The sequence below is a fragment of the Promicromonospora sp. NPDC090134 genome (genome assembly GCF_044746965.1).
Taxonomy (GTDB): domain Bacteria; phylum Actinomycetota; class Actinomycetes; order Actinomycetales; family Cellulomonadaceae; genus Promicromonospora.
Genome location: NZ_JBIVCZ010000011.1, coordinates 116,257 through 142,172, shown reverse-complemented (window position 1 = coordinate 142,172; position 25,916 = coordinate 116,257). Strand labels below are relative to the sequence as shown.

Here is a 25,916-nt window from a genome sequence, read left to right as displayed (position 1 = left end):
ACGGCACAGACGTGGCGGGTACCCGAACCGGGTGCCCGCCACGTCTCGTAGGGTCTTCCCATGACCTCGACCGACCTGCCGGCCACTGAGCCCGCACCCGTGGAACGCGAAGTTCTCACGTGGGAGACCTTTCCCGTCGCGGTGCGCGACCTGGCCCACAAGGTGGTGGACAGCGGGTTCGTGCCCGAGGTCGTGATCGCCGTCGCCCGGGGCGGTCTGGTGCCCGGCGGCGCCATGGCCTACGCGCTCGGCACCAAGGGCGTCGGCACCCTGAACGTCGAGTTCTACACGGACATCGGCAAGACGCTCGACGACCCGCGGGTGCTGCCGCCCCTCATGGACACGTCCGAGCTCCCGGGCGCCAAGGTCCTCGTGGTCGACGACGTCGCGGACTCCGGCCGCACCCTTGCACTCGTCATGGATCTGCTGGAGAAGAAGGGCGCGGAGGCCCGCTCCGCCGTTCTCTTCACGAAGCCGCGCACGATCATCCAGCCGGACTACTCGTGGAAGGACACCGACCTGTGGATCACCTTCCCCTGGTCGGCCGAGCCGCCGGTGACGGGTGCGAGGTCGATCGACGCGTGAGGCGTTCAGCCCCGGTGCGCCCCTGAGTTCCGCGGAGTCGCTGCGCCCCGGCGTGCACGGTCAGGCCGACGAGGCACGTGACCAGCACGCCGAGGGCCAGCCCGCAGGCGACGTCGTGCACGTAGTGGACACCGGCGGCGACGCGAGCACCCGCCACGGCCACGGCCAGCGGCACCACGAGCGGCGAGAGCCGGGGCGCGGCCAGGAGGCAGGCCACGGCAAGCGCGCCCGCGATGGTCGAGTGGTTGCTCGGCCAGGACCAGTCCCCTGGCGCTGGGCACGCGAGCACGGTGGCGACGTCGACCGCCCGGCACGGTCGTTCCTCGGTGACCAGCAGCTTCACCACCTCGCTCGTGCCGTACGCCGCGACGGCGCCCACCCCGGCCGCGGCGAGCAGCCAGAACCGGGGGCGGTCGCGGAACCAGGTGAGCAGCACGAGGCCGGCCGTGATCGCGACGAGCGCCAGCAGTCCCTTGTCCGCAACCAGACCCGCGAGGCCCGCCAGGGGCGACGCTGCAGTTCCGCCGGCGATGCCCTCGAAGAGGGGGCCGCGCCCGGGCCAGGCCAGGAGCGCGACGACGGACAGGCCGAGGACGACGCTGAGGGCTGCGGGTAGGGCGGCGCGAGGTACAGGGCCGGCGACCCGTCCGACGGGATGAGTCGCTGCCGGTGCGTGACGTGTGGTGGTCATGGCGAGAACGCTAGGAATCGCCAGGGCGGCACGGATCTGGCGTGGGTCAGGAGTCGTCTATGACCCTGGTCGTACTTCGCGTGTCCGAAGATCAGACCCAGGCGGGAAGCGCGCCCTCGGCACGTCGACGACGATGGTCCGGTGACCCAGCCGTCCACGTACACCGACATCTACGCCGCGCGCCCGACCGTCGGGCTGCTCCTCGCGGTCGCGTTCGTGGTGCTCCTGGTCCTCGCCGGCCTCGATCCCTGGTGGATGATCCCGGTCGCGGCCGTCGCCGCACCCCTTGGCCTGGCCGACCACGGGGCACGCCGGGGTGAGCTGGCCATGGCCCTGGCCGCGGCGGCCGGAACCGTCGCCGTCCTGGCGGGCTGGGCCGACCTGCGTGATGCGCTCGTCACCGCGGCCCGCGGTGTCGTCTCCGGTGTGCTGCCCTGGTCGGTGGCGATGGCCTGGCGTGCCCGGCGCGCTGCCGAGGCCGACGCCGCGACGGCGCTCGTCCGGGAGCAGGACGCGCGGCGGCTGCGCGCCGAGACCGATCTGGCACGGCAGCGACTGCATCTCGCCGAGGGCCTCCACGACGACCTGGGGCACGCCCTCAGCCTCGTCGCTCTCAACCTGGGCCGGCTGGAGCTCGAGCTGGAGCGCGGTCGGGACGTCGCGGCCGACACCGACACCGACGCCGACGTCAGCTTGGAGTCCGAGCGTCGCCGGGCGGCGGACGTGTCGGCACGGGAGTCCGTCGCGCTGGCACGGCGGCAGGTCTCGGACGCGGTGGCCCGCCTCGGCGCGTCCGTCCAGACGCTGCGCACCGGCCTGCCCGACGGCCCGCCTGCCACGGGGGCCACGACAGACCTCCTCGACGAGGCCGGCCTCGATGAACTTGTCGAGGAGGCTCGCCGCGCCGGGGCGGACGTGGAGCTCAGCGGGTCTCCCGGCCCCGAGCACCTCGCCCGGTTCGGGCCTGCTGTCTTCCGGGTGGTCCAGGAGGGGCTGACGAACGCGCTCAAGCACGCGCCGGGTCAGCCGGTCCGTGTCGTGCTGCAGGAGGACGGCGAGCGCCTCGTGGTGGTCGTGCGCAACCCGCTGCCCGCCTCGGACGCCGGGCAGTCGCACATCGGGCCGACAGGCGTCGGACCGGTACGCGACGAGCTGGCGCGCGGCGGTCTGGCGACCACCGGTGGGGGCACCGGGGTGCGGTCACTCGGGCGGCAGGTCCGTGCTGCGGGCGGATCGATCGAGGCCGGCCCGGCCGGTTCCGGCTACGTGCTGCGCGCGGAGCTGGTCCCGACGGTGGGTCCCTCGCCGGTGCACATCCCCGCCGGCCGGCACGAGGACCCGGGTGCACCACCTGCTCGACCCGCCGGTGTGACGCTGGTGCCGCAGAGCGCGAACGCCGTCACCGACGGGCTGACTCGTGCCCGGCGCCGGGGCGGGGCGTTGCTGCTGGCCGCGGTGCTCGTGCCGACCGCCGCCCTGGTCGTTGTCGCGGGCGCGATCCAGCTCGCGGACCATCTCGCGGCCAGGCGCGCGCTGCTCGATCCGACCGACTTCGTCCGCATCGCGGTGGGCGACCCCCGGTCCGACGTCGACCCCCTGCTGCCCGGGGCCACGCTCGAACCACCCCGTGGGTCCGACCCGGCGTGCGACGACTACGCCGTCACGGCGGACCCGCTCGCGGACGCGTCCGGGGACGCCTACCGGATCTGCTGGTCGGGCGATCGCGTGACCTCGACGGACCTCGTGGTCGGCGGTGCGTCATGAACGCGGCGGAGACCGCGAGCGGCCCGGGCATCCCGAGCGGGCCAGAGATCATGAGCGGGGGTGCGTCGTGAGCGGCCCGGGCGTTCCCGCCCCGCTGCGTGTCGTGCTCGCGGACGACGAACCGCTCGTGCGCGCCGGGCTGGCCGGGATCCTCGAGACTGACGACGGGATCCGGGTCGTCGCACAAGGCTGCTCGGGTAAGGAGGCGCTGGCCGCGGTGCGTGCGCACCGGCCCGACGTCGTGCTCCTCGACGTGCGCATGGGCACGATGAGCGGCCTGGAGACCTTGGCGGAGATCCGGCGTACCGCCGGGTCCCTGCCGTGCCTCATGGTCACGACGTTCGGCGAGGACGAGTACATCGCGGAGGCCGTCCGCCTGGGTGCCGACGGGTTCGTGCTGAAGTCGGGTGACCCCCGCGAGCTGCTGCTCGCGGTGCGGGCCGCGGCGTCGGGCGGCGCGTTCTTCTCGCCCGCCGTGTCGCGGCGGCTGCTGCAGACGGGACTGGGCACGCGCTTCATCGCTCAGCAGGAGGCAAGAAGGCGATTCGAACGGCTCACCCAGCGAGAACAGGAGGTGCTGGCCCTGCTGGGCGAGGGACTGCCGAACCCGGAGATCGCGGCGCGACTCCACCTCGCCGAGGGCACGGTCAAGGTGCACGTCACCTCGATCCTGCGCACCACCGGTGCCCGCAACCGGGTCGAGGCTGCGCTCATCGCGGCCAACGCGGACACCAGGCAGGCGTAGCCGGTCGACCTTCACCTACACACGCCAGGCGGCACCCGATTCGCGAGGTACAGCGATGCCTCGCCGACCCCGAACGGCCCGGCCGCTACAGCTCGACCTGGATCCAGCCGGCCAGGTCCCGCCAACCGGCGACATCGGCGCTCCAGCCGACCACGATCTGGTGCGCGACCGTGAGGCCAGGACAGATCGCCTGGTAGATCGGGGTGTCGGGGCTCTCACGGTACTCCACGGCGAACGCCGGCCCGTCACCGTCGAGGGTGGTCTGGACAAACCTGTCGGGCTTCGTCAGGTCCTCGATGACCAAGAACTGCTCCCGGCCACGGCGGACCTGGTGGAAGAGCATCAGCAGCTCGTACGGCGTCGGGTCAAGGGTCGGTGCCGTCCGTCCGGTCAGCACTCGAAAGCGTCCGGGCGCGGCTATCGGCACGTCGGCGGGCAGTCGCTTGCGCCAGTCGGTCACCCGCACCCGTACCTTCGCATCGGCACTCCCGTCCCAGGCGACCTCGAAGCCATGTCGAGCGATCGTCGTGGCGACGATCTCCCCCACCTCCGAGGCTGTGGACCCAGCGAATCCGCCGAACGACAGGTAGAGGTCGCCGGGCGTGTCGGCGAGCCGCTCAGCCTCCTGGCCATGGAAGAAGACGTACCCGAGCGGTTCCGCGCCGTTCGGGTCGACCTCGTCGTGGATCTCGGCGGCACCGCAGGTGTTGCAGCAGGCGAAGCACATCCTTGCCACCACACCGAGGGTCTCCAGTTCGGCGAACGCCGTGGCCAGAGCCGAGTAGCTACCTTCGTCCGCCCAGCTCGCCTGCTCGACGACGCGCGCCTGCCACTCCTGACGAGCCGCGCCGGCTGCTGCCGTCCGCAAGTTCGCGGCGGCGTCCGGCTCGAGCATCTCGTCTGCGGCTTGGAGCACCTGACCGAACGGGGTAAACCCCGCTCGCACCATCGCCCGGACCTGTTCTCGCACGTACCTCAGCTCGTCGCCGTCAGCCAACGGCGCCACATCCATGTCAGTCACGCCCGCGACAGTAGCCGCGCTCACCGACAGCGCCCGCACAGCCAGCACGCACGCCAAAGGCCCGGGACCGCAGCATGCTGCGGTCCCGGGCCGTGGTCAGTCGCTACGGGCGACGGGCTCCCGACACGAGGTCAGAAGTCCCAGTCGTCGTCCTCGGTCTCCACGGCCTTGCCGATCACGTACGACGAGCCCGACCCCGAGAAGAAGTCGTGGTTCTCGTCCGCGTTCGGCGACAGCGCTGCGAGGATCGCGGGGTTGACGTCGGTGTCCTCCTTGGGGAACAGCGCCTCATAGCCCAGGTTCATCAGGGCCTTGTTGCCGTTGTACCGCAGGAACTTCTTGACGTCCTCGGTCAGCCCCAGCTCGCCGTAGAGCGAGTCGGTGTACTCGACCTCGTTCTCGTACAGCTCGAAGAGCAGGTCGAACGTGTACGCCTTGAGGTCGTCCTGCTCGGGCTGCGTCAGCTTGGCGAGGCCCTTCTGGTACTTGTAGCCGATGTAGTACCCGTGCACTGCCTCGTCGCGGATGATGAGGCGGATCAGGTCGGCCGTGTTCGTGAGCTTCGCCCGCGAGGACCAGTACATCGGCGCGTAGAAGCCGGAGTAGAACAGGAACGACTCGAGCATCGTCGAGGCGACCTTGCGCTTCAGCGGGTCGTCGCCCCGGTAGTAGTCGAGGACGATCTCCGCCTTCTTCTGCAGGTGCTCGTTGCTCTCGGACCACGCGAACGCGTCGTCGATCTCCGGCGTCGACAGCAGCGTGGAGAAGATCGAGGAGTAGCTCTTCGCGTGCACGCTCTCCATGAAGGCGATGTTGGTGTACACGGCCTCCTCGTGCGGGGTGAGCGCGTCCGGGATGAGCGACACCGCGCCAACCGTGCCCTGGATGGTGTCCAGGAGGGTCAGGCCGGTGAACACCCGCGACGTCATGGTCTTCTCGTGCTCCGAGAGCGTGTTCCACGACTGGATGTCGTTGGACACCGGCACCTTCTCGGGCAGCCAGAAGTTACCGACCAGGCGGTCCCAGACCTCGAGGTCCTTCTCGTCCTCGAGGCGGTTCCAGTTGATCGCCGTCACGCGATCGATGAGCTTGAGCTTGCCAGTTGGCGACATGGGAGTTCCTTCAGGGGCGGCGGTGGTACGGATGAGCCTGGCGGTGCGGACCGGTCAGCGGGCTGCTGTCACAGCATGCAGCTGACGCAGTTCTCGACCTCCGTACCCTCCAGTGCCATCTGGCGCAGGCGGATGTAGTAGAGGGTCTTGATGCCCTTGCGCCACGCGTAGATCTGCGCCTTGTTGACGTCGCGCGTGGTCACCGTGTCCGGGAAGAACAGGGTCAGCGAGAGGCCCTGGTCCACGTGCTGCGTCGCCGCGGCGTACGTGTCGATGATCTTCTCGTACCCGATCTCGTACGCGTCCTGGTAGTAGTCCAGGTTGTCGTTCGTCATGTACGGCGCCGGGTAGTAGACGCGGCCGAGCTTGCCTTCCTTGCGGATCTCGATCTTGGCCGGGACCGGGTGGATCGACGACGTCGAGTTGTTGATGTAGCTGATCGAACCCGTGGGCGGCACGGCCTGCAGGTTCTGGTTGTACAGGCCGTGCTCCATGACCGAAGCCTTGAGCGCGCGCCAGTCGTCCTGCGTCGGGATCGACACGCCGGCGTCGGCGAACAGGCGGGTGACCCGCTCCGTGGCCGGCTTCCACTCCTGCTCGACGTACTTGTCGAAGTACTCGCCCGTGGCGTACTTGGAGTCCTCGAACCCGCCGAACTTCTGCTTCCGCTCGATCGACAGGCGGTTGGACGCCGCGATCGCGTGGTAGGCCACGGTGTAGAAGTAGATGTTCGTGAAGTCGATGCCCTCGTCGGAGCCGTAGTAGATGCGCTCACGGGCGAGGTAGCCGTGCAGGTTCATCTGGCCCAGGCCGATCGCGTGGCCCCGCTCGTTGGCCAGCTTGATCGACGGGACGGACTCGATCGACGTCTGGTCGCTGACCGCGGTCAGCGCGCGGATCGCGGTGTCGATCGTGCGGCCGAAGTCCGGCGAGTCCATCGCCTTGGCGATGTTCAGCGAACCCAGGTTGCAGGAGATGTCGCGGCCGACCTCGTCGTACGAGAGGTCCTCGTTGAACGTCGACGGCGTGGAGACCTGCAGGATCTCGGAGCACAGGTTCGAGTGGGTGATGCGGCCCTTGATCGGGTTCGCCTTGTTCACCGTGTCCTCGAACATGATGTACGGGTACCCGGACTCGAACTGCAGCTCCGCGAGCGTCTGGAAGAAGTCGCGCGCGCTGATCGTGGTCTTGCGGATGCGGTCGTCGGCCACGAGCTCGTCGTACTTCTCCGAGATGGAGATGTCGGCGAACGGCTTGCCGTAGACCCGCTCGACGTCGTACGGGCTGAACAGGTGCATGTCCGCGTTCTTCTTGGCCAGCTCGAACGTGATGTCCGGGATGACGACACCGAGCGAGAGGGTCTTGATGCGGATCTTCTCGTCCGCGTTCTCCCGCTTGGTGTCGAGGAACCGCATGATGTCCGGGTGGTGCGCGTGCAGGTACACCGCGCCGGCACCCTGACGTGCGCCGAGCTGGTTCGCGTAGGAGAAGGAGTCCTCCAGGAGCTTCATCACGGGGATGACGCCCGAGGACTGGTTCTCGATGTGCTTGATCGGCGCACCGTGCTCACGGATGTTGCTCAGGAGCAGGGCAACGCCGCCACCACGCTTGGAGAGCTGCAGCGCGGAGTTGATGCCGCGCGCGATCGACTCCATGTTGTCCTCGATGCGCAGCAGGAAGCAGGACACGGGCTCGCCGCGCTGCGCCTTGCCGACGTTGAGGAAGGTCGGCGTCGCGGGCTGGAACCGCCCGGAGATGACCTCCTCGACGATGTCGCGCGCCGTCTGCTCGTCGCCGTCGGCCAGACCGAGGGCGACCATGGCGACGCGGTCCTCGAAGCGCTCCAGGTACTTCTTGCCGTCGAACGTCTTGAGCGTGTACGACGTGTAGTACTTGAAGGCGCCGAGGAACGTCTCGAAGCGGAACTTCTTGGAGTACGCGAGCTGGAACAGCTCCTTGACGAACGAGCCCGAGTACTTGGCCAGCACGGTCGGGTCGTAGTACTTGGCCTCGACCAGGTGCTCGAGCTTCGCCTCAAGGGTGTCGAAGTCGACGGTGTTCGGGTTCACGTGCTGCAGGAAGTACTGGCGGGCCGCCTCGCGGTCCTTCTCGAACTGGATCTTCCCGTCCGGCCCGTACAGGTTCAGCATGGCGTTGAGCGCGTGATAGTCCAGCTGGAGTGACTCCAGGGGAATCTCAGTCAGGCTGAGAGGCTCAGTGGTTGTTGCTGCCAAAATCGTCCCAATCCGTTGCGGACGCGCGTGACGTCCTGCGCCGTTCCCAGAAGCTCGAAGGCGTACAGGTACGGGACATCACACTTCGCCGAGATGATGTCGCCGGTGATGCAGTACGCAGCCCCGAAGTTGGTGTTCCCCGCGGCGATGACGCCGCGGATGAGCGACCGGTTGTGTTCGTCGTTGAGGAACTTCCTCACCTGCCGCGGGACGGCCCCGCCCTCGTTGCCGCCACCGTAGGTGGGGGCCATGAGGACGTAGGGCTCGTCCACGCGCAGGAACCCGTCGGCCGGGCGGAGCGGGATCCGGTGCACGGACATCCCCAGCTCTTCGAGAGCGAGCTTCTCGACGAACCTGTGCGTGTTCTCGGACACGCTGGAGAAGTAGACGAGAGAGCCCACGTCACGCCTCCTTGCCGACGTAGCGGTGGTGCTTGTCAGGCCGAAGCGGCCTGGAGCGCGGCGACCGCGCTGATCTGGTCGGGGCGAAAGCCCGACCAGTGGGTGTCACCGGCCACCACGACCGGTGCCTGGAGGTAACCGAGGCCGCGGACCATCTCCAGCGCCTCAGCGTCCTGCGTGATGTCGACGACCGTGTACTCGACACCCTTGCGATCCAGTGCCCGGTACGTCGCGTCGCACTGGACGCATGCCGGCTTGCTGTAGACCGTGACGCTCATGTCCGCCTCCTCTGACCTCGAAGAACACCCGTGAACTTACGTCGGTGTGCTTTGTTCGCGGGTCTGCGTCTCCCGCTGCACCAAACACTACACCTAGGGTCTGACACTCGCTCGGTCACGACATGTAGTGGTTCGGGACGTGGTAGGCACTACGCCGGGAACGCTCGTGACGCTCAGGGACCATGCTGCCACGAGCCTCTGACACCGCCCGGTAGGCCGCGCACACCGGTTCGCGGGGCACCGTCGGAGGGGTCGCCGGGACCGCCCGAACGGGCACCTCGACGGCCTCTCAGGGCCCGAAAAAAATCTGAGCCAACGGCGTGTCGCGCCCCTTCGGCGTGTCACCGGGACGGAGTTTGTCGGGCTCGCCACACGACGGACATCCGCCCGTGGGAATACCTCGCCGCGGACCGGCTACCCGGTCGGTCCGGGTCGGTGCCAGCCGGCCCCGTCGACGCCGCCCGGCACGGCGGTGCCCGGGTCGTACGGGGACCGCGTGAAGTGGAAGGTGCCGATGTCCAGCGCGACGGGCGCGCCGTCCGCCCGGACCACCCGGAGCCGCTCGCCCAGCCAGTAGCCGCCGTCGACGCCGCGGAGCTCGCCGCCGACGACGTCGAAGACCGTGCCCCGGCCCCCGCTGTTCTCCGACCGCAGGTCGACACGCCCCGCCGCGTCGACGCGGACGACGAACGGGACCGGCCCCCAGTACCAGGTGCCGGTGAGCCCCTCCGAGCCCTGCGGACGCGCCGCGGGCCGCTCCTCGGGCACCGGCCGTACCAGCGGCGTCCCGTCGCCCTGGAACGCCGCCAGCAGGGCCGTACCGTCGCCGAAACCTCCGGTGGACGATCCGCACACCGCGACCACGTCCCCGGTCCCGGCGTCGGCGCGGAGGTCGGCGGTGAACCCCGGGACCGAACCGCCGTGCCCGACCGTCCGGACGGCGCCGTCCTGCCGCACGCGCACCCCGAGGCCGTGGGCGGTGGCCCACGGGCCGCCGGCGGGTCCGGCGTCGTCGACCACCGCGCGCGGGACCGCCAGGTGCCGGCGCAGCTCGAGCGGGAGCACGGCCTCACCGGCGTCGCGGTCGGCCTCGCCACCGACGAGCCACATGCCGAACCGCACCAGGTCCGACGGCGTGGACCACACCTCGCCCGCGGGACCCGCCGCGCGGTAGTCGGCGACCGGCTCGTCGTGCACGAGGTCGGCCTCCGGGTGCACGGCGTACCCGCGCACGGACGGGCCGACGGGGACCCGGCCGGTGGCGGTCATGCCCAGCGGCTCCCACAGCTCGTCGCGGAGCACCTTGTCCCACGCGCCGCCGCGGACCACCTCGATCAGGCGGCCCAGCACGGCGAACCCGGGGTTGCTGTAGTGGTAGCGCTCGCCCGGGTCCCAGAGCTGCTCGACGCCGGAGGCGGTCAGCTCGTCCCACGTCGGCCCGCCGTGCCGCTCCCACCACGGGCCCGGGAACTCGGCCTGCAGGCCGCTGGTGTGCGTGAGCAGGTGCCGGATCGTGGCGTCCGGGGCCGGGGCGTCCGGCAGGTGCCGCCCGATCGGGTCCGCGAGCGCCACGGCGCCCTCGGACACCAGGCGTAGCACGGCCACCGCGACCATCGGCTTGGTGACGGACCCGATGCGGAAGGCATGCTCGGCCGTCGGGCCGCCCGCCGTCGGGCCGCCCGCCGTCGGGCCACCCGCCCAGGGGGCCGCGGCCACCCCGGTCCAGACCACCTCTCCCCCACGGCCGACGGCCGCGGACAGCGCCGGCACGCGACGCGTCGCGCGGGTCCGGTCGAGGAGGTCGTCCAGCACGTCACCGAGCTCGTTCATGCGCAGACGGTATCCCGCTGCCGGCGCCGTCATCACCGGCGCCCGCACGCGTCGGGAACGAACGTAGGGATCGTCGTCGCACACGAGCGCATGCAACGACGATCCCTACGTTCAGCCGACCCGGCCAGGGGCAGTCAGGCCGGGAGTGGTCAGGCCGGGGACACCTCGTCCACCGTCGGCAGCGTGTTCGTCGTCGCCAGACGGCGGTACCAGTGCGCCGAGTCCTTCCAGGTGCGCTCCAGCGTCTCGTAGTCGACGCGGATGATGCCGAACCGGCGGTCGTACCCGTAGGCCCACTCGAAGTTGTCGAGCAGGGACCACGCGAAGTACCCGCGCACGTCCACGCCCTGGTCCCGGGCGAGGCCGAGGGCCTCGACGTGGTCGTGCAGGTACGAGACGCGCTCGACGTCGTGCACGCGCGCCACACCGTCCTCGACCACGACGGTGTCCGCGAACGCGGCGCCGTTCTCGGTGACCATGAGCGGCTGGTCGGGGTAGCTGTCGCGCAGCGAGACCAGCAGGTCCGTGAGACCGGCCGGCTCGATGTTCCAGCCCATGGCGGTGTACGGGCCGGGCTGCGGCAGGAACTCGACGTCGTCGGCCGCGATCCACGGCGTGCCCGCGGAGTCCTTGTGCCCGTCGGCCTGCTGCCGCTCCCCCTCGCCGGAGAAGTGCCGCACCCGCGCCGTCGAGTAGTAGTTGACGCCCAGCACGTCGAGCGGCTGCGCGATAGCCTCCAGGTCGCCGTCCTGCACGAACGACCAGTCGGTCACCGAGGCGGTGTTCTCCAGCAGGTCCGCGGGGTAGGCGCCCTCCAGGACCGGCCCGAGGAACGCCCGGTTGGCCAGCGCGTCCACCTTGCGGACGGCGCCCTGGTCCACCTCGGACGACGGGTCGTCCGGCCGGAACACGTGCAGGTTCAGCGTGATCGACGTCTTGGCGGCGTCGCCGAGCACCTCACGGATCTGCTGGACGGCGAGGCCGTGCGCCAGGTTGAGGTGGTGCACCGCCTGGAGCGCGGCCAGGAACTCCGTGCGGCCCGGCGCGTGCACGCCCGAGCCGTAGCCCAGGTACGCCGTGCACCACGGCTCGTTGAGCGTGGTCCAGACGTCGATGCGGTCGCCCAGCTCCTCGGCCATCTTGCGGGCGTACCGCGCGAACGCGTAGGCGGTCTCGCGGTTGGTCCAGCCGCCGGCGTCCTCCAGCTCCTGCGGGAGATCCCAGTGGTAGAGCGTGACGACGGGCTTGACGCCCGCGGCGATGAGCCCGTCCACGAGGTCCGAGTAGAACCGGATGCCCTCGGCGTTGAACTCGCCGGAGCCGCCCGGCTGCACCCGCGGCCACGCGATCGAGAACCGGTAGGCGCCCAGGCCCAGGTTCTTGATGTGCTCGACGTCCTCCTGCCACCGGTGGAAGTGGTCGTCGGCGACGTCACCCGTGTCGCCGTTCAGCGTCCGGCCCGGCGTGTGCGAGAACGTGTCCCAGATGGACGGGCCGCGCCCGCCCTCGGTCGCACCGCCCTCGATCTGGTACGACGCGGTCGCCGATCCCCAGAGGAAATCAGTGGGGAACTTGCGTGCACTCACAGTGCCACCTCTCCCGGGCCGGTGGCCCGAACGGTCTTGCCTTCGTTCTCGACGCTCCATTCGCCCGGAGCGTCAGCACTGGTCACGTGCACGACGCCGGACTCGTACCGCACACGGAACGTCGCCGGGGCGCCGGTGCCACCGGGGACCAGGATCTCTTCGTCGAACCCTTCGGGCAGACGGGTGCAGCGTAACGTCACGCCCTCGGCCCACGCGTAGTCGGGCCGGTCGTCGCGCGCGCCGACGGGCAGCACGGTGCCGGGCCGCACCAGCACGGGCAGGGTGTCGAACCCGTGCTCCTCCGTGATCCAGCGGGAGCCGCCGACCGTGTCCGCGAGACCGTCCGCCGCCACCTCCGGCAGGCGCGTCCACTCCCCCTCGGGCAGGTAGTACTCCGCGCGGGACTCGCCGAACACGGGCGCGACCAGCAGCGACGACCCCAGCATGTACTGGGTGTCGACGGACGCCGCGGTCCGGTCGGAGGGGAACTGGAGCACCATCGGCCGCATGACGGGCAGGCCCTCCTCGGCCGCCACGTGGCCGGCCCGCCCGAGGTACGGCATGAGCCGCATCTTCAGCCGGGTGAACTTGCGGGTCACGTCGACGGCCTCGTCGTCGAACGCCCACGGGACACGGTACGAGCTCGACCCGTGCAGGCGGGAGTGCGAGGACAGCAGCCCGAACGCCGTCCACCGCTTGAACACCGCCGGGTCGGGCGTGCCCTCGAAGCCGCCGATGTCGTGGCTCCAGTAGCCGAACCCGGACAGCGACAGCGACAGGCCGCCACGCAGGGACTCCGCCATGGACACGAACGTGGACTCGCAGTCACCGCCCCAGTGCACCGGGAACGCCTGGGTGCCCGCCGTGGCCGACCGCGCGAACAGCACGGCCTCGCCCGTGCCCCGCTCCTGCTCCAGCAGGTCGAACACCGTCTTGTTGTAGAGCGAGGCGTAGAAGTTGTGCATGCGCTGCGGGTCGGACCCGTCGTGCCAGACGACGTCGGTGGGGATGCGCTCCCCGAAGTCCGTCTTGAAGGCGTCCACGCCCTGGTCCAGCAGCACGCGCAGCTTGTCCTGGTACCAGGCGGCTGCCTCGGGGTTGGTGAAGTCGACCAGCGCCATGCCGGCCTGCCACTTGTCCCACTGCCAGACGTCGCCGTCGGCCGTGGTCACCAGGTAGCCCTTCTCGGCCCCCTCGCGGAACAGGTGCGAGCGCTGGGCGATGTACGGGTTGATCCAGACGCAGACCTTCAGGCCGCGCTCGTGCAGCCGGGCCAGCATGCCCTCGGGGTCGGGGAACGTGGCCGGGTCCCACACGAAGTCGCACCAGTGGAACTGGCGCATCCAGAAGCAGTCGAAGTGGAACACCGACAGCGGGATGTCCCGCTCGGCCATGCCGTCGACGAAGCTCATGACCGTGGACTCGGAGTAGTCGGTGGTGAACGACGTGGAGAGCCACAGGCCGTAGGACCAGGCGGGGACGACGGCGGGCCGCCCCGTCAGGGCCGTGTACCGGCGCAGGATCTCGGCCGGGGTGGGCCCGTGGATCACGTAGTACTGCAACGACTGCCCCGGCACCGAGAACTGGGTGCGGCTGACCACCTCGGAGCCGACCTCGAACGAGACCTTCTCGGGGTGGGCCACGAACACGCCGTAGCCGCGGTCGGTCAGGTAGAACGGCACGTTCTTGTAGGCCTGCTCGCTCGCGGTGCCGCCGTCCTCGTTCCAGACGTCGACGCTCTGACCGTTCTTCACGAACGCGCCGAACCGCTCGCCCAGCCCGTAGACGTGCTCGCCCACGGAGAGTCCGAGCTGCTCGTGCACGAAGTCGCCCTCGGGCGTGCTCGCCAGCCCGACGCTCCGCGCCGACGAGGTGGTGAGCACCTTGCCGCCGGCCACGAAGTCGACCTGCCACTCGCCGTCGGTCGAGACGCGGGCCGTGAGGCCGCCCGACGTCAGCTCGGCAGGGCCCTCGCCCGGAGCGGCGGGGGTCACGACCTTGACCACGCCCGGCTCCCGGTTGACCGCGAAGTGCGGGCCGGGGTCGCGGCGGCCCTGGTGGTGCTCGATGCGCACGCCGATGACGTCGTCCGCCGGGGCGTCGAACGTGACGGTCACGACCGGGCGGTTCAGGGTGTCGCCGCGCTTGGTGATCGGCGCGGTGGGCGCGTACACGGTCAGGGTCTCGTCGCCGGCCTCGACCGAGTCGACGTCGCGCGGACGGAGCACGTCGACGCCGGGACGCAGCTGCCAGTAGCCGTCGGTGAATCTCATGGCTGAAGCCTCACTGTTTTCTGTTCGGCGTTGTGGGACGGGTTCACTTGACCGCCCCGGCGGTCACGCCCCGGGTCAGGGTGCGCTGGAAGATCAGGAAGAAGATGACGGCCGGCACCAGCGACACGAGCGAGCCCGCGTTGATCGTGGGCGCGTCCATCATCCGGTCGCCCTGCAGGGAGGCCAGGGCGATGGGGATGGTCTGGGTGTCGTTGCTGGTCAGCATGACCAGCGGGATGAAGAACTCGTTCCAGGTCCAGATGAAGAAGAAGATCATCAGCACCGAGAGCGTGGGCCGCACGATCGGGAACACGACCTGCCAGAGGATGCGCCAGCGGCTCGCGCCGTCCAGGGCGGCCGCCTCCAGCAGCGCGGGCGGGAACGTGCCGAGCACGGACGACAGCAGGTACGTGCCGAACGCCGACTGGATGACGGTGAAGATGATGATCACCGACCACTGCGAGTTCGACAGGCCCACCGACTGCGCCATGGTGAACAGCGGGTAGATCAGCGCCTCCTGCGGCAGCATGTTCGCCAGCAGGAACAGAGCGACGATCCACAGCCGCCCCTTCACCCGGCCGATGCCGATCGCGTACGCGTTCAGCAGCGACAGCAGCGCGCCCAGCACGGCCACGACGGCCGAGATGAACACCGAGTTCCAGAGCTTGACCGGGAAGTCGGTGCGCTCCCAGAAGGCCACCACGCCGTCGAGGTACAGTCCCGACGGCAGGGACAGCGGGCCGTTGGCCGCGTAGTCCTGCGGCGACTTGAACGCGTTGAGCAGCATGATCCCGAACGGCGCGAGCACCGCGAGGCCCACCAGGACCGCGGCGGCCAGCACGAGCCAGCGGCCCGCGCCGCGCCGGTACCGGGAGTCGATCGCGGTGGCCCGCACCTGGCTGGGTCGCAGGTCTGTGGCGACGGCCATGTCAGACCCCCTCCCTCTCACGTCGTTCGGCCCGGTTCTGCAGGCCGAGGATGATCAGGGCCACGGCGACGATCACGAGTGTGAGCACCGTGGCGATCGCGGACCCGTAGCCGACCTGGGACTTGTCGAAGAAGTTCAGGTACGAGTAGTAGCTGGGCACCAGCGTCGAGCTCTCGGGCCCACCACGCGTGAGCACGTAGATGGGCCCGAACACCTTCAGGGCCGCCACGGTGCAGGTCAGCGTCACCACGAAGGTCTCGGGGCGGATCTGGGGCACGGTGATGGCCCGGAACCGGTCCCACCAGCCGGCGCCGTCGAGCTCGGCCGCCTCGTACAGCTCCGGGTCCACACGCTGGAGCGCCGCCATGAAGATGACCACGGGGTAGCCCATCTGGACCCAGATGAGCACGAGCATCACCGACGGCAGGGCCGTCGTGGGGTCGCCCAGCCAGTTGGGCGGGGACTCGATGCCGATGCCCCGCAGGATCACGTTGAGCGCGCCCGTCTGGGAGTTCAGGATCCAGTTCCACAGCACGCCCGCCACGGCGACGGGCAGGATCTGGGGCAGGTAGTACGTGGCCCGCAGCACCGACGAGACGCGCTCGCCGAACCGCCGTCCGAGGTAGTCGAACAGCACCGCCGCCAGCACCAGGCCCAGCAGCGTGGGCACCAGCACCATCGCGACGATCATCGCCAGCGAGTTGCCGAACGACGTCCAGAACTTGTCGTCGCCCAGCAGGTCCACGTAGTTGCCCAGCCCGTTCCAGCGCAGCGGCGCCATGCCGCCGCGCCACTTGAACAGGCTGAAGTACACGTTGGTCACCAGCGGGTAGCCGATGACCACGACGAACGCGACCGCGCCGGGCAGCAGGTAGGGCAGGTACGCCACCCACTGCGCCCGACGACGGCGCGTTCCGCGCGGCGCGCTCGGGCGCTGGTCCGCCCGTGCGCGCCGGTCGGTCACGGCGGTGTCAGCCATCGAGCAGGTCGGCCTTGCCCTCGTCGTACGAGCTCTGGAGCCCGTCCAGCACCTCGGCCGGCGTCTTGGACCGGTTGACCAGGGACTGCAGCTCGCTGACGATCACGTCGTAGTAGCCGGCCACGGGCCAGTCCGGGTAGTACGCCAGGCCGTCCTCGTCCAGGATCGCCTGGAAGTTCTCGGTGAGCTCGCGTGTGCGCTCGTCCTCGATCACGGACGGGTCGCCGGCCACGGGCAGGCCGCCCTCGGTGGCCAGCACGTTCTGCACCTCGGGGCGCAGCGTGATGTCGATGAACTCCTCGGCCAGGCTCGGGGAGTCGGCGTTCGCGGGGACCACCCACAGGTTGCCCGACGAGCCGGTGTGCAGCGTGTTGCCCGGGAAGTTGAACTGGCCCCAGTCGGCCTCGGTCTCGGCCACGAGGCGGCCGAACCACCAGGAGCCGCTGACCATGAGCGGGTAGGTGCCGTCGATGAACGAGACGCCCATGTCCTCGGCGGTCAGGGCCGCGGAGTCGGAGGCGATGTAGCCCTTGTCGATCCACTCGTCGAGCTTCTCGGTGGCCTGGGTCATCGCGTCGTTGTGGAAGTCGACGTCGTTCGCGAAGAGCTGGTAGTCGTCCACGAGCTGGCGGTCGCCGTAGGCGAGCACGAGCTCGTACCAGAGCTGACCCAGCGGGTACTCGGCGCCGGCCTCGGCCAGCGGCGTGATGCCCTCCTTCTTGAAGGCGGCCAGCACGTCCTCGAACTCGTCGAGGGTGGTCGGCACCTCCAGCCCGAGGTCGGCCAGCATCTCCTTGTTGTAGTAGACGCCCACGAACTCGCCGTAGTTGGGCACGCCGTACCACTCGCCGGAGCCCATCAGGCCCTGCTCGTCGTAGGTGGCCGTGGTCGCGAGCGAGCCGGACAGCTTCTCGTCCCAGCCGCGCTCGGTGGCGGCGTCGGTCAGCGGGGTCAGCAGGCCCTGGGCCGCGAGCTGGCCCGCGGTCGCGTTGCCCTTGTTGAACTCCATGACGTCGGGCACGTCGTCGCCCGTGAGCACGATCTTGGCGTTCTTCTGGATCTGCTCGAACGTCTGCTTCTCGACGTCGACCGTGACGTCCGGGTTCTCCTCCTCGAAGATCTCGATGGCCTTGGCCCAGGCCTTGCCCATCGCCGAGTCCTCGTTCTCGTAGTGCCAGATGGTGAGCGTGCTGTCGTCGGTGTCGCCACCGCCGCCGCCCTGGCCGGTGCATCCGGCCAGTGCCATGGCGCCGGCCATCGCCGCCGCCACGACCGTCATCGTCCGCTTGTGCCTCATTGCATCTCCTTGGTCCACGTCCGGACTGCCGCGTCCGGATCGTCGAAGCGTTTCAACACGCTAAACCCAGCCTCTCACAGATGTCCAGTGGCACTTTCGGCACGAAACGCTAGTCTTCTGTCGAAGCGCTTCCCCACCATGCGGCACACTGGTGTGCCGGCACCGCGCGCTACCTGCACCGGCACCGATCCGAAGGGAGCACCGTGGCTACGATCGACGACGTCGCGAGGACGGCGGGAGTGTCGACCTCGACCGTGTCCTACGTGCTGTCCGGCAAGCGCCCCATCTCCGCACCCACCCGGGCACGGGTCGAGCGCGCGATCGAGAAGCTCGGCTACCGCCCCCACGCCGGTGCCCGGGCGCTGGCGTCCGCGCGCACCAACGTCATCGCGCTGATGGCGCCGCTCCGGGTGGGCGTGAACGTGCCGGTCATCATGCAGTTCGTGGCGGGCGTGGTCACGCGGGCGCGCGACTTCGACCACGACGTGCTGCTGCTGACCCAGGACGACGTGAGCGGCCTGGACCGCGTGACCGGCGGCTCGATGGTGGACGCGCTGGTCATGATGGACATCGAGGCCGACGACCCGCGCGTGCCCCTGGTGGCCGCCGCCAAGCAGCCCACGGTGCTCATCGGCCTGCCGCAGGACCCGGAGGGGCTGAGCTGCGTGGACCTCGACTTCGAGGCCGCGGGCCGGCTCGCCGTGCGGCACCTCGCGCAGACGGGCCACACCGACGTGGCGCTCATCGGCTCGCCGCCCGAGGTGCTGCGGCGGCACACCTCCTACGCCGAGCGGATGATGCGGGGCCTGCGCGAACAGGCCCGCAGCTCCGGCGTGACGGTCAGGGTGGAGGCATGCGACTCGTCGCCGTCGGGTGCCTCGACCGCCGTGGACACCCTGCTGGCCACCGCCCCGGACACCACGGGCATCGTGGTGCACAACGAGGGCGCCCTCCCCCACGTGCTGTCCCGGCTGACCGAGCGCGGCCTGGTGGTCGGCCGGGACATGTCGGTGGTCGCGGTCTGCCCCACCGACGTGGCGCTGTCCCAGCGCATCCCGATGACCAGCATCGACCTGCCCGCCGAGGGCATCGGCAAGGTGGCCGTGGACATGGTGATGGCGCGCCTCGAGGGCGAGCAGCCGTCCGAGACCCGGCTGCTCGCCCCCGTGCTGACCGAACGCGAGAGCTCGGCGCCCGGTCCCGCCGCCGAGGACGGCTGACGGCGGGAGCGGGCCGCCGCTCATCCCTTGATGGCCCCGAAGATCACGCCCTTCGTGAAGTGCCGCTGCACCAGCGGGTACACGACCAGGATCGGCACGATCGCCAGCACCATCACGGCCATCTTGACCGGCAGGCCGGTCACGGCGCCGTCGGCCACGTCGACCTGGCCCACGCCGCTGCCCGGCAGCGTCACGCCCTGCAGCACGTAGGACCGCAGCACGAGCTGCAGCGGCCACTTCGCGTTGTCGTTGATGTAGAGCATCGCGTTGAAGAACGCGTTCCAGTAGCCGACGCCGTAGAAGAGCGCGACCACCGCCACCACGGCCTTGGACATGGGCAGCACGATCTGCCCGAGGATGCGCCAGTCCCCCGCGCCGTCGATCTTGGCCGCGTCCGTGATGGACCGGTCGATGCCCATGAAGAACGCCCGCAGGATGAGCACGTTGAACGCGCTCACGGCCCCCGGGAGGATGAGCGACCAGTAGCTGTCGATCAGGCCCAGGTTGCTCACCAGCAGGTACGTCGGGATCATCCCCGCACCGAAGAACATGGTGATCAGGAAGACGAACAGGATGGGCCGGTGGGCGAAGGAGCCCGGCCGGCTCAGGCCGTACGCCGCCAGCACGGACACCGTGGTCGAGAGCACGGTGCCGACCACGGTGATGCCGATGCTCACGACCGTGGCCCGGGTGACGATCCCGCCGGACAGGATCTGCTCGTAGGCCGCGAACGTCAGGCCGCCCGGCACCGTGACCAGGCCGCCGGACCGGGTGATGTCCGCCTGGGTCGACACGCTGGTGAGCACCACCGTGTACAGGGGGTAGACGACCGTGGCCACGATGAGCAGCAGCGCCACCCCCTTGACCAGGAGCCCCAGCGGGTTGGGGTCCTCCTCCCAGACCGGACGGTTCCGGCCGCGCAGCAGGGCGCGGTACCGGCTCGGACCGCGCGCCGGCTGCCGCTGCCGGTCCGCCGCCGGTGTCGTGGACGACGGCGCAGGCTGCGTCGCCGTCCCGGTCTCGTTCTCGATGTCGGCACTCATGCGCGCTGATACACCCCCGCCTCGCCCACCAGGTGGGCGAGCTTGTTGGCCCCGAGCACCAGGGCGAGCGACACCAGGCCCTTGACGAGCCCCGCGGCCGCCGCGAAGGCCCAGTCGCCGTTCACGACGCCCTGGTAGTACACGAACGTGTCGAGCACCTCCGCGACGTCGGTGCCGACGGCACCGCGCTGGAGGATGAGCTGCTCGAACCCGACGGTGAGCGCGTCGCCCAGCCGCAGGATCAGCAGCAGGATGATCACCGGCCGCAGCGCGGGGAGGGTCACGTGCCACATCCGCCGCCACCGGCCCGCGCCGTCGACCACCGACGCCTCGTAGAGCTGGGGGTCCACGGTGGCGAGCGCCGCGAGGAAGATGATGATGCCCCAGCCCGCGTCCTTCCAGACGGACTGCGCGGTCAGCAGCAGCAGGAACGTGTCGGGGTTGGTCATCAGGTCGAAGCCCGTGTACCCCGCCTCCCGCAGCCGGCTCGCCACCATCCCGGCCCCGCCGAAGATCTGCTGGAAGATCGTCACGACGATCACCCAGGAGAAGAAGTGCGGCAGGTACACGATCGACTGGATGGTCGTGCGCAGCCCCGGTGACAGCACGCTGTTCAGGAGCAGCGCGAGCACGATCGGTACCGGGAAGAAGAACACGAGCTGGACCGCGGTGATGACCAGCGTGTTCGCCACGGCGTCGAGGAAGAGCGGGTTGGTCAGGACGCGCGCGAAGTTGGCCCACCCGAGGAACGGGCTCTCCCGGATGCCGACGTACGGCGAGTAGTCCTGCCAGGCCACCACGTTGCCGAGCATCGGCACGTAGGCGAACACCGCCAGCAGCAGCACGGCCGGGGCCACCATGATCAGCAGCGAGCGGTCACGCCGCGCCCGGACGGTCCAGGGGATCCTGCGCCGGGGCGGCACGTCCGCCGGCGGGCTGTCCGCCAGTGGGCTCGGGGCGCTCACTGCTCGTCCGGTGCTCACTGCTCGTCCAGGATGCCCTGGTAGAACGCCCGCAGCTCCTCACCGCCGGTGCTGCGCCACGTCTCCACGGCGTCGTCCAGGTCCGCGAGGGTCTTGCGCCCGCGCGCGATGTCCTTCTCCAGGTCCACGAACGGCGTGCCGAGCGACGCGAACTGCGACGGCTCCGTGATCTGCTTGCCGTAGAAGACGGGCTCCTCGACGTACTCGGAGGCGGCGGCCATCCACGTGCAGTAGGCCTCGACGTAGCCCTCGTACTGCACCTGCGCGTTCACCTTCGGCGGGTCCACGAGGAAGATGTACGACGGCGCCACGTCGTCGGCCGCGGCGTCCGTCGCCCGGGGCAGGCCGTCGCCGTCGATCTCGTAGTGCTCACCCTCGACGCCGAAGTTGACGAGCTGGAACTCCGTGGTGCCGAACGGGGACGCGAGGAAGTCGGCGGCGGCGAGGAGCTCCTCGATCTGCGCCTTGTCGTCCCGCTTCTTGAGGAACGAGAACATGTCCGCCGGGGCGCCCTTCCAGATCCGGGGAGTGCCGCCGTCATGGGCGATCGGGTCGAACGGGCGCGGGTCGAAGTCCGGGTTGCTCGGCAGCACCCGGCCCAGGGACTCGTGCCAGCCGCCCACGCCGTCGTTGACGACGAGGATCTCGCCCGCCTCGAACAGGGGCTTCATCTCCTCGGGCTTGTCGGCCACGGCCGTGGGGTGCACGGCGCCCGACTTGTACAGCCGGGCCTGCCAGTCCAGCGCGGCCCGGTACTCCTCGGACTCGACGCGGCTGACCAGCGAGCCGTCGTCGGCCAGCTTCCAGCCCTTCTCCGGGGGCACCGCGAACATCATGTTGGCCGTGATCCACTGGTCGGCCGAGCCCCAGCGCTTCTTGCCCGGGTCGGTCAGCTCCTTGGCGAGCTCGATGAACTCGTCGGCGTCCCGGGGCTGCTCGGTGATGCCGAGCTCGGCGAAGAGGTCGGCCCGGTAGAACGTCGCCAGGTGGACCAGCTCCCCCGGGAACGGCAGGCCGTAGAGCTTGTCGTTGAAGACGCCGTAGCGCCAGGCGTCCGTCGGGATGTTGGCGAGGTTCTTGTACTTCTTGACGTTGTCGCCGGACAGGTACGGCGTGAGGTCCTCGAAGAGGGCGTCGACTGCCTGGGCGAACCGCGGCGGGAAGTTCCAGGTGGGCACGCAGACCCAGTCCGGCACGTCCTTCGCCGAGGCGAGCACGGCCGCGAGCTTGTCGCCGTACGTGTTGCCGTCGGAGATCTGGAACTCGACGGTGGTGCCCATCGCCTCGCTCACCGCGTCGAAGTAGGGGTTGCCGGACGTCTTCGGGATGGCGCTCCACAGGGGTGTCATCGCGGTGTAGGCGCCACCCGACCCGGGCGGCGTCCCGAAGGCCGTGACCAGCTCGTCGGGGATCGAGGCGTAGCCGGCGGTGGAGCCGTTGACCGACGGAAAGTCGGGCTTGACGTACTCGACCGGCACGTAGGTGGGCAGCACGCCCGAGCTCACGGTGGCGCCACCCTGCGCGGGACCCGCCGCACCGCTGGTGCAGGCGGTGAGCAGGGACGGGACGCCGACGACGCCGGCGCCGACCGCGAGGAAGCCGAGGAACGACCGGCGGCTGAGCCCGCCGGTCAGGTGAGGTGCTGTCATGGCTCTTCACTCCTTTGTGGACAGCGCGGCACGTCTGTGTGCCCGGACACGACAGAGATGGGGACGCTTCGACGTCGAAGCGCTTCGATCTACATCGTTGGCAGAACAGTAGGGCACACCCCGAAGTTGAGGCAATGATTCGCCCCAATTGGGCAATTGATCATTGAACCGTTTCGAGAACTGGGCCTACTCTTCGACCGGACGCCGCAAGCCCGACCCGACGCCAAGGAGCACGACGACGTGCCGAACCAGACGCAGCCCCTGTTCCGCGACCCTGCCGCGCAGCTCACCGACCGCGCCCGCGACCTGCTGGACCGCCTCACGCCCGACGAGCGGCTGAGCCTGCTGCACCAGCACCAGCCCGCGATCGAGCGGCTCGGCCTCGCCGCCTTCCACACGGGCGCCGAGGCACTGCACGGCGTCGCGTGGCTCGGCCGCGCCACCGTGCTGCCCCAGCCCGTCGGGCTGGGCGCCACGTGGGACACCGACCTGCTGCGCCGCCTCGGTGACCTGGTCGCCACCGAGCTGCGGGCCAAGCACGCCGCGGACCCGGCGGTCTCCCTGAACGTCTGGGCGCCCGTGGTGAACCCGCTGCGGCACCCCGCGTGGGGCCGCGGCGAGGAGGGGTACAGCGAGGAGCCGCGGCTCGTCTCCCAGCTCGCGACCGCGTACTGCACCGGGCTGCGCGGGGACCACCCGACGGTGTGGAAGACGGTCCCGGCGCTCAAGCACTTCCTCGGGTACGGCAACGAGACCGACCGCTCGGCGACGTCGTCGAACCTGTCCGAGCGCACCCTGTACGAGTTCGAGCTGCCCGCCTACCGCGGGCCCGTCGAGGCGGGGGTCGCCGGCGCGGTGATGCCGTCGTACAACCTGGTCAACGGAGTTCCGGCGCACACGTCGGGCGACCTGCTGGCCGAGCTGCGCTCGTGGGCGCCCGGGTCGGTGGCCGTGGTGTCCGACGCCGGCGCGCCCACCTTCCTGGTCACCGTCCAGCGGGCGTTCGCCACCCACGCGCAGGCGCACGCCGCAGCCGTGCGCGCGGGCCTCGACTCGTTCACGGACAACGACACCGACCCGTCGCTCACGCTGGACCGGCTGCGCGAGGCGCTGGCGGCCGGGCTGCTGACGCAGGACGACGTCGACACCGCCGCCCTGCGCCTGCTGGAGCTGCGGCTGCGCACGGGCGAGCTCGACGGGGACGCGGACCCGTACGCGGGCATCGGCCCCGACGCGATCGACCTGCCGGAGCACCGGGTCCTGGCGCGCGAGGCGGCGGCGAGGTCCGTGGTGCTGCTGCGCAACGACGGGACGCTGCCGCTGGGCGCGCCGGGCCGCATCGCCGTCGTCGGCCCCCTGGCCGACCGGGTGCTCACCGACTGGTACTCCGGCACCCCGCCGTACGCCGTCCCGCTCGCCCGCGCGGTCGCGGACCGCTACCCCGACGCCGTCGTGGACGTCGTCGACGGCGCGGACCGGGTGGCGCTGCGCGCCACGTCGTCCGGCCGGTACGTGACCGTCACCACCGACGGCGAGGTGAGCGTGTCCGCGCCGGACGCCGGGCCGGGGACCCACCTGGACGTGACCGACTGGGGCGACGGCCTGCTGACGCTCCGGTCGGTCGCCTCGGGCCGGCTCCTGACCGGCGCAGGATGGATCCTGGCGGCCGACGCCGAGCGGGTCGGCGGCTGGGTGGTGCAGGAGTCGTTCCGGCGGCACCACCACGCCGACGGCACGTGGTCGCTGCTGCACGTCGCGAGCGGCCGGTGGGTCCGGGTGCAGCTCGGGTCGGGGCTGCTCGTCGCCGAGGCCACGCGGCTCGCGGACGCCGAGCGGTTCGCCTGGCGCACCGTCGTCTCGGGGCATGCCGAGGTGGCGCGCGCGGCGGCGGCCGCGGACGTGGTGCTCGTCGCCGTGGGCAACGACCCGCACCTCGGCGGGCGCGAGACCGAGGACCGGACATCGCTCGCGCTGCCGGAGCAGATGGCCGAGACGTGGCGGGTCGCGCGCGAGGCGTGCCCGGCGGCGGTGCTGGTCATCACGTCGTCGTACCCGTACGTGCTGGGGCCGGGGGTGCTCGACGAGCCTGCCGGGGACGACGGCCCGGGCGCCGGGGCGCTCGTCTGGGCCGCGCACGGCGGGCAGGAGGCCGGGAACGGCCTGGTGGACGTGCTGTCCGGCGACACGGAGCCGTACGGGCGGCTCGCGCAGACCTGGCCGGCCACCGAGGCCCAGGCGGGCGACCTGTTCGACTACGACGTGGCCCGCCAGGGCGTCACCTACCGGCACCTGGCCACCGAGCCCGCGTACTGGTTCGGGCACGGGCTGAGCTACACGACCGTCGCCTACGAGGGCCTGCGGCTGGAACGCGGGGCCGTCGGGACCGAGCCGGAACAGGCCGGGGGGACCACCGCCGTCGTCGCGGTGCGCAACACCGGCGAGCGCCCCGTGGACGAGCTCGTCGCCGTGCAGGGTCTGTCGCCCGACCTGCCGGTGCCCGCCGCCCGGCGCCAGCTCCTGGGCTACGCGCGCGTGCGGCTCGCCCCGGGCGCGGCGGCCGAGGTGCCCGTGTCGCTGGACCTGGGCGCCCTGGCCGTCCGGCAGGGCGGCGCCATGGTGCTGCAGCCGGGCACGTACACGGTGGCGTCCGGGCCGTCCGCCGGGGACCTGCGGGTGCGGGCCGAGCTGGCCCTCAGCTGAGCTCGCGCTCGGCGTGCTCCCGGTCGAGGATGGCGAAGACCAGCTCGGTGGACCACCCGCCGTCGCGCTCGTCGCTCTCCACGAGGCGGGCCTCCTGCCGCAGGCCCAGCCGCTGGACCACGCGGACGGACGGGAGGTTCTCCTCGTCGATGCGCGCGAACACGCGGTGGAAGCCGTAGGACTCGAAGGCCAGCCGCAGGGTGGCCCGCACGGCCTCGGTGGCCAGCCCGTGGCCGCCGACGTCGGGATGGAGGGCGTAGCCCACCTCCGCCTGCCGGGGACCGACCGCCCACTTGAGCATGGTCTCGCCGACGACGTCGCCGTCCGACTCGACCGCGAGCACCAGCACGTCGCCCGGCTCCTCGAACGGAGCGCTCGACCAGGTGCGAAGCTTCAGGTCCGCCGTCTGGCGGTCCCAGGGCGGCTGGTACATGAACCGCACCACGTCGGGGCGGGAGCGCCAGGCGAAGAACGCCTCCGCGTCGTCCGGGGCGACCGGGCGGAGCGCGAGGCGCGGGGTGACCACCGGCCAGCGGGGGTCGGCGCGGTAAGCGGGCGGCACGGAAGAGGGCACGCTCAGACCGTAGCGCCCGCGAC

Annotated in this window: 21 protein-coding genes; 5 read left to right on the top strand and 16 right to left on the bottom strand. The window is 70.7% G+C overall.

Features of this window, described 5'->3' with window-relative positions:
* Window positions 1–60 precede the first annotated feature (60 nt).
* A complete protein-coding gene (locus tag ACIPN7_RS25255) occupies window positions 61–585 on the top strand; it encodes a phosphoribosyltransferase (protein ID WP_377234573.1) in 525 nt (174 codons plus the stop codon).
* Here the strand turns inward: ACIPN7_RS25255 and ACIPN7_RS25250 are convergent.
* Window positions 527–1,276, bottom strand: coding sequence for a phosphatase PAP2 family protein (locus tag ACIPN7_RS25250; RefSeq protein ID WP_400549047.1), 750 nt, complete (start codon window positions 1,274–1,276; stop codon window positions 527–529). The genes ACIPN7_RS25255 and ACIPN7_RS25250 overlap by 59 nt on opposite strands.
* 141 nt (window positions 1,277–1,417) lie before the next feature.
* On the opposite strand from ACIPN7_RS25250, the gene ACIPN7_RS25245 reads away from it, so the two are divergent.
* Together ACIPN7_RS25245 and ACIPN7_RS25240 are read left to right on the top strand one after the other, a co-directional pair.
* Entirely contained in the window at window positions 1,418–3,040 is a 1,623-nt protein-coding gene (locus ACIPN7_RS25245; RefSeq protein ID WP_400549044.1) for a sensor histidine kinase, read from the top strand.
* 67 nt (window positions 3,041–3,107) lie between these two features.
* Window positions 3,108–3,785, top strand: coding sequence for a response regulator (locus ACIPN7_RS25240; protein ID WP_400549041.1), 678 nt, complete (start codon window positions 3,108–3,110; stop codon window positions 3,783–3,785).
* Between the two features lie 85 nt (window positions 3,786–3,870).
* On the opposite strand, the gene ACIPN7_RS25235 is transcribed toward ACIPN7_RS25240, so the two are convergent.
* The 11 genes from ACIPN7_RS25235 to ACIPN7_RS25185 form a co-directional block, all read right to left on the bottom strand.
* Window positions 3,871–4,797 carry a DUF6891 domain-containing protein gene (locus ACIPN7_RS25235; protein ID WP_400549257.1) on the bottom strand — a complete coding sequence of 309 codons (927 nt, stop codon included), beginning with the start codon at window positions 4,795–4,797 and terminating at the stop codon, window positions 3,871–3,873.
* 140 nt (window positions 4,798–4,937) lie between these two features.
* The gene (gene nrdF, locus ACIPN7_RS25230; RefSeq protein ID WP_400549038.1) at window positions 4,938–5,918 is read right to left on the bottom strand and encodes a class 1b ribonucleoside-diphosphate reductase subunit beta; all 981 of its coding nucleotides are present in this window, start codon (window positions 5,916–5,918) and stop codon (window positions 4,938–4,940) included.
* 68 nt (window positions 5,919–5,986) lie between these two features.
* Window positions 5,987–8,122 (bottom strand): class 1b ribonucleoside-diphosphate reductase subunit alpha, encoded by a 2,136-nt coding sequence (gene nrdE / locus ACIPN7_RS25225; protein WP_400549254.1) that lies wholly within the window; start codon window positions 8,120–8,122, stop codon window positions 5,987–5,989.
* The gene (nrdI, locus tag ACIPN7_RS25220; RefSeq protein ID WP_400549035.1) at window positions 8,119–8,553 is read right to left on the bottom strand and encodes a class Ib ribonucleoside-diphosphate reductase assembly flavoprotein NrdI; all 435 of its coding nucleotides are present in this window, start codon (window positions 8,551–8,553) and stop codon (window positions 8,119–8,121) included. Before nrdI ends, nrdE begins: the two co-directional genes overlap by 4 nt.
* Window positions 8,554–8,588: 35 nt before the next feature.
* Window positions 8,589–8,831, bottom strand: coding sequence for a glutaredoxin-like protein NrdH (gene nrdH, locus ACIPN7_RS25215; RefSeq protein ID WP_020017613.1), 243 nt, complete (start codon window positions 8,829–8,831; stop codon window positions 8,589–8,591).
* Window positions 8,832–9,245: 414 nt separating this feature from the next.
* On the bottom strand, window positions 9,246–10,661 hold the full coding sequence (locus tag ACIPN7_RS25210; RefSeq protein WP_400549032.1) for a serine hydrolase domain-containing protein: 1,416 nt from the start codon (window positions 10,659–10,661) through the stop codon (window positions 9,246–9,248).
* 149 nt (window positions 10,662–10,810) lie between these two features.
* Complete coding sequence (locus tag ACIPN7_RS25205; RefSeq protein WP_400549029.1) at window positions 10,811–12,247, bottom strand: GH1 family beta-glucosidase; 1,437 nt, start codon at window positions 12,245–12,247, stop codon at window positions 10,811–10,813.
* Window positions 12,244–14,520, bottom strand: coding sequence for an alpha-xylosidase (gene yicI / locus ACIPN7_RS25200; RefSeq protein WP_400549026.1), 2,277 nt, complete (start codon window positions 14,518–14,520; stop codon window positions 12,244–12,246). Before yicI ends, ACIPN7_RS25205 begins: the two co-directional genes overlap by 4 nt.
* Before the next feature lie 43 nt (window positions 14,521–14,563).
* Window positions 14,564–15,448, bottom strand: a complete 885-nt coding sequence (locus ACIPN7_RS25195; protein WP_400549023.1) for a carbohydrate ABC transporter permease — start codon at window positions 15,446–15,448, stop codon at window positions 14,564–14,566.
* Window position 15,449: 1 nt separating this feature from the next.
* Window positions 15,450–16,427, bottom strand: coding sequence for a carbohydrate ABC transporter permease (locus ACIPN7_RS25190; protein ID WP_400549020.1), 978 nt, complete (start codon window positions 16,425–16,427; stop codon window positions 15,450–15,452).
* Entirely contained in the window at window positions 16,420–17,724 is a 1,305-nt protein-coding gene (locus ACIPN7_RS25185) for an ABC transporter substrate-binding protein (protein ID WP_400549017.1), read from the bottom strand. The genes ACIPN7_RS25190 and ACIPN7_RS25185 overlap by 8 nt, the downstream gene beginning before the upstream one ends.
* Before the next feature lie 203 nt (window positions 17,725–17,927).
* Between ACIPN7_RS25185 and ACIPN7_RS25180 the strand changes: the two genes are divergently transcribed.
* Complete coding sequence (locus ACIPN7_RS25180) at window positions 17,928–18,944, top strand: LacI family DNA-binding transcriptional regulator (protein WP_400549014.1); 1,017 nt, start codon at window positions 17,928–17,930, stop codon at window positions 18,942–18,944.
* A gap of 20 nt (window positions 18,945–18,964) precedes the next feature.
* Here the strand turns inward: ACIPN7_RS25180 and ACIPN7_RS25175 are convergent, their stop codons facing one another.
* The 3 genes from ACIPN7_RS25175 to ACIPN7_RS25165 are packed head-to-tail and all read right to left on the bottom strand — an operon-like array spanning window position 18,965 to window position 22,619.
* A complete protein-coding gene (locus tag ACIPN7_RS25175; RefSeq protein ID WP_400549012.1) occupies window positions 18,965–19,987 on the bottom strand; it encodes a carbohydrate ABC transporter permease in 1,023 nt (340 codons plus the stop codon).
* Complete coding sequence (locus tag ACIPN7_RS25170) at window positions 19,984–20,952, bottom strand: ABC transporter permease (RefSeq protein WP_400549010.1); 969 nt, start codon at window positions 20,950–20,952, stop codon at window positions 19,984–19,986. The genes ACIPN7_RS25175 and ACIPN7_RS25170 overlap by 4 nt, the downstream gene beginning before the upstream one ends.
* Before the next feature lie 14 nt (window positions 20,953–20,966).
* Complete coding sequence (locus tag ACIPN7_RS25165; protein WP_400549007.1) at window positions 20,967–22,619, bottom strand: extracellular solute-binding protein; 1,653 nt, start codon at window positions 22,617–22,619, stop codon at window positions 20,967–20,969.
* 240 nt (window positions 22,620–22,859) lie between these two features.
* Here ACIPN7_RS25165 and ACIPN7_RS25160 point away from each other — a divergent pair, with 240 nt between their 5' ends.
* Window positions 22,860–25,319 (top strand): glycoside hydrolase family 3 C-terminal domain-containing protein, encoded by a 2,460-nt coding sequence (locus ACIPN7_RS25160; RefSeq protein ID WP_400549004.1) that lies wholly within the window; start codon window positions 22,860–22,862, stop codon window positions 25,317–25,319.
* Here the strand turns inward: ACIPN7_RS25160 and ACIPN7_RS25155 are convergent.
* Window positions 25,312–25,893 (bottom strand): GNAT family N-acetyltransferase, encoded by a 582-nt coding sequence (locus ACIPN7_RS25155; RefSeq protein ID WP_400549001.1) that lies wholly within the window; start codon window positions 25,891–25,893, stop codon window positions 25,312–25,314. The two genes, ACIPN7_RS25160 and ACIPN7_RS25155, sit on opposite strands and share 8 nt — an antisense overlap.
* Window positions 25,894–25,916 lie beyond the last annotated feature (23 nt).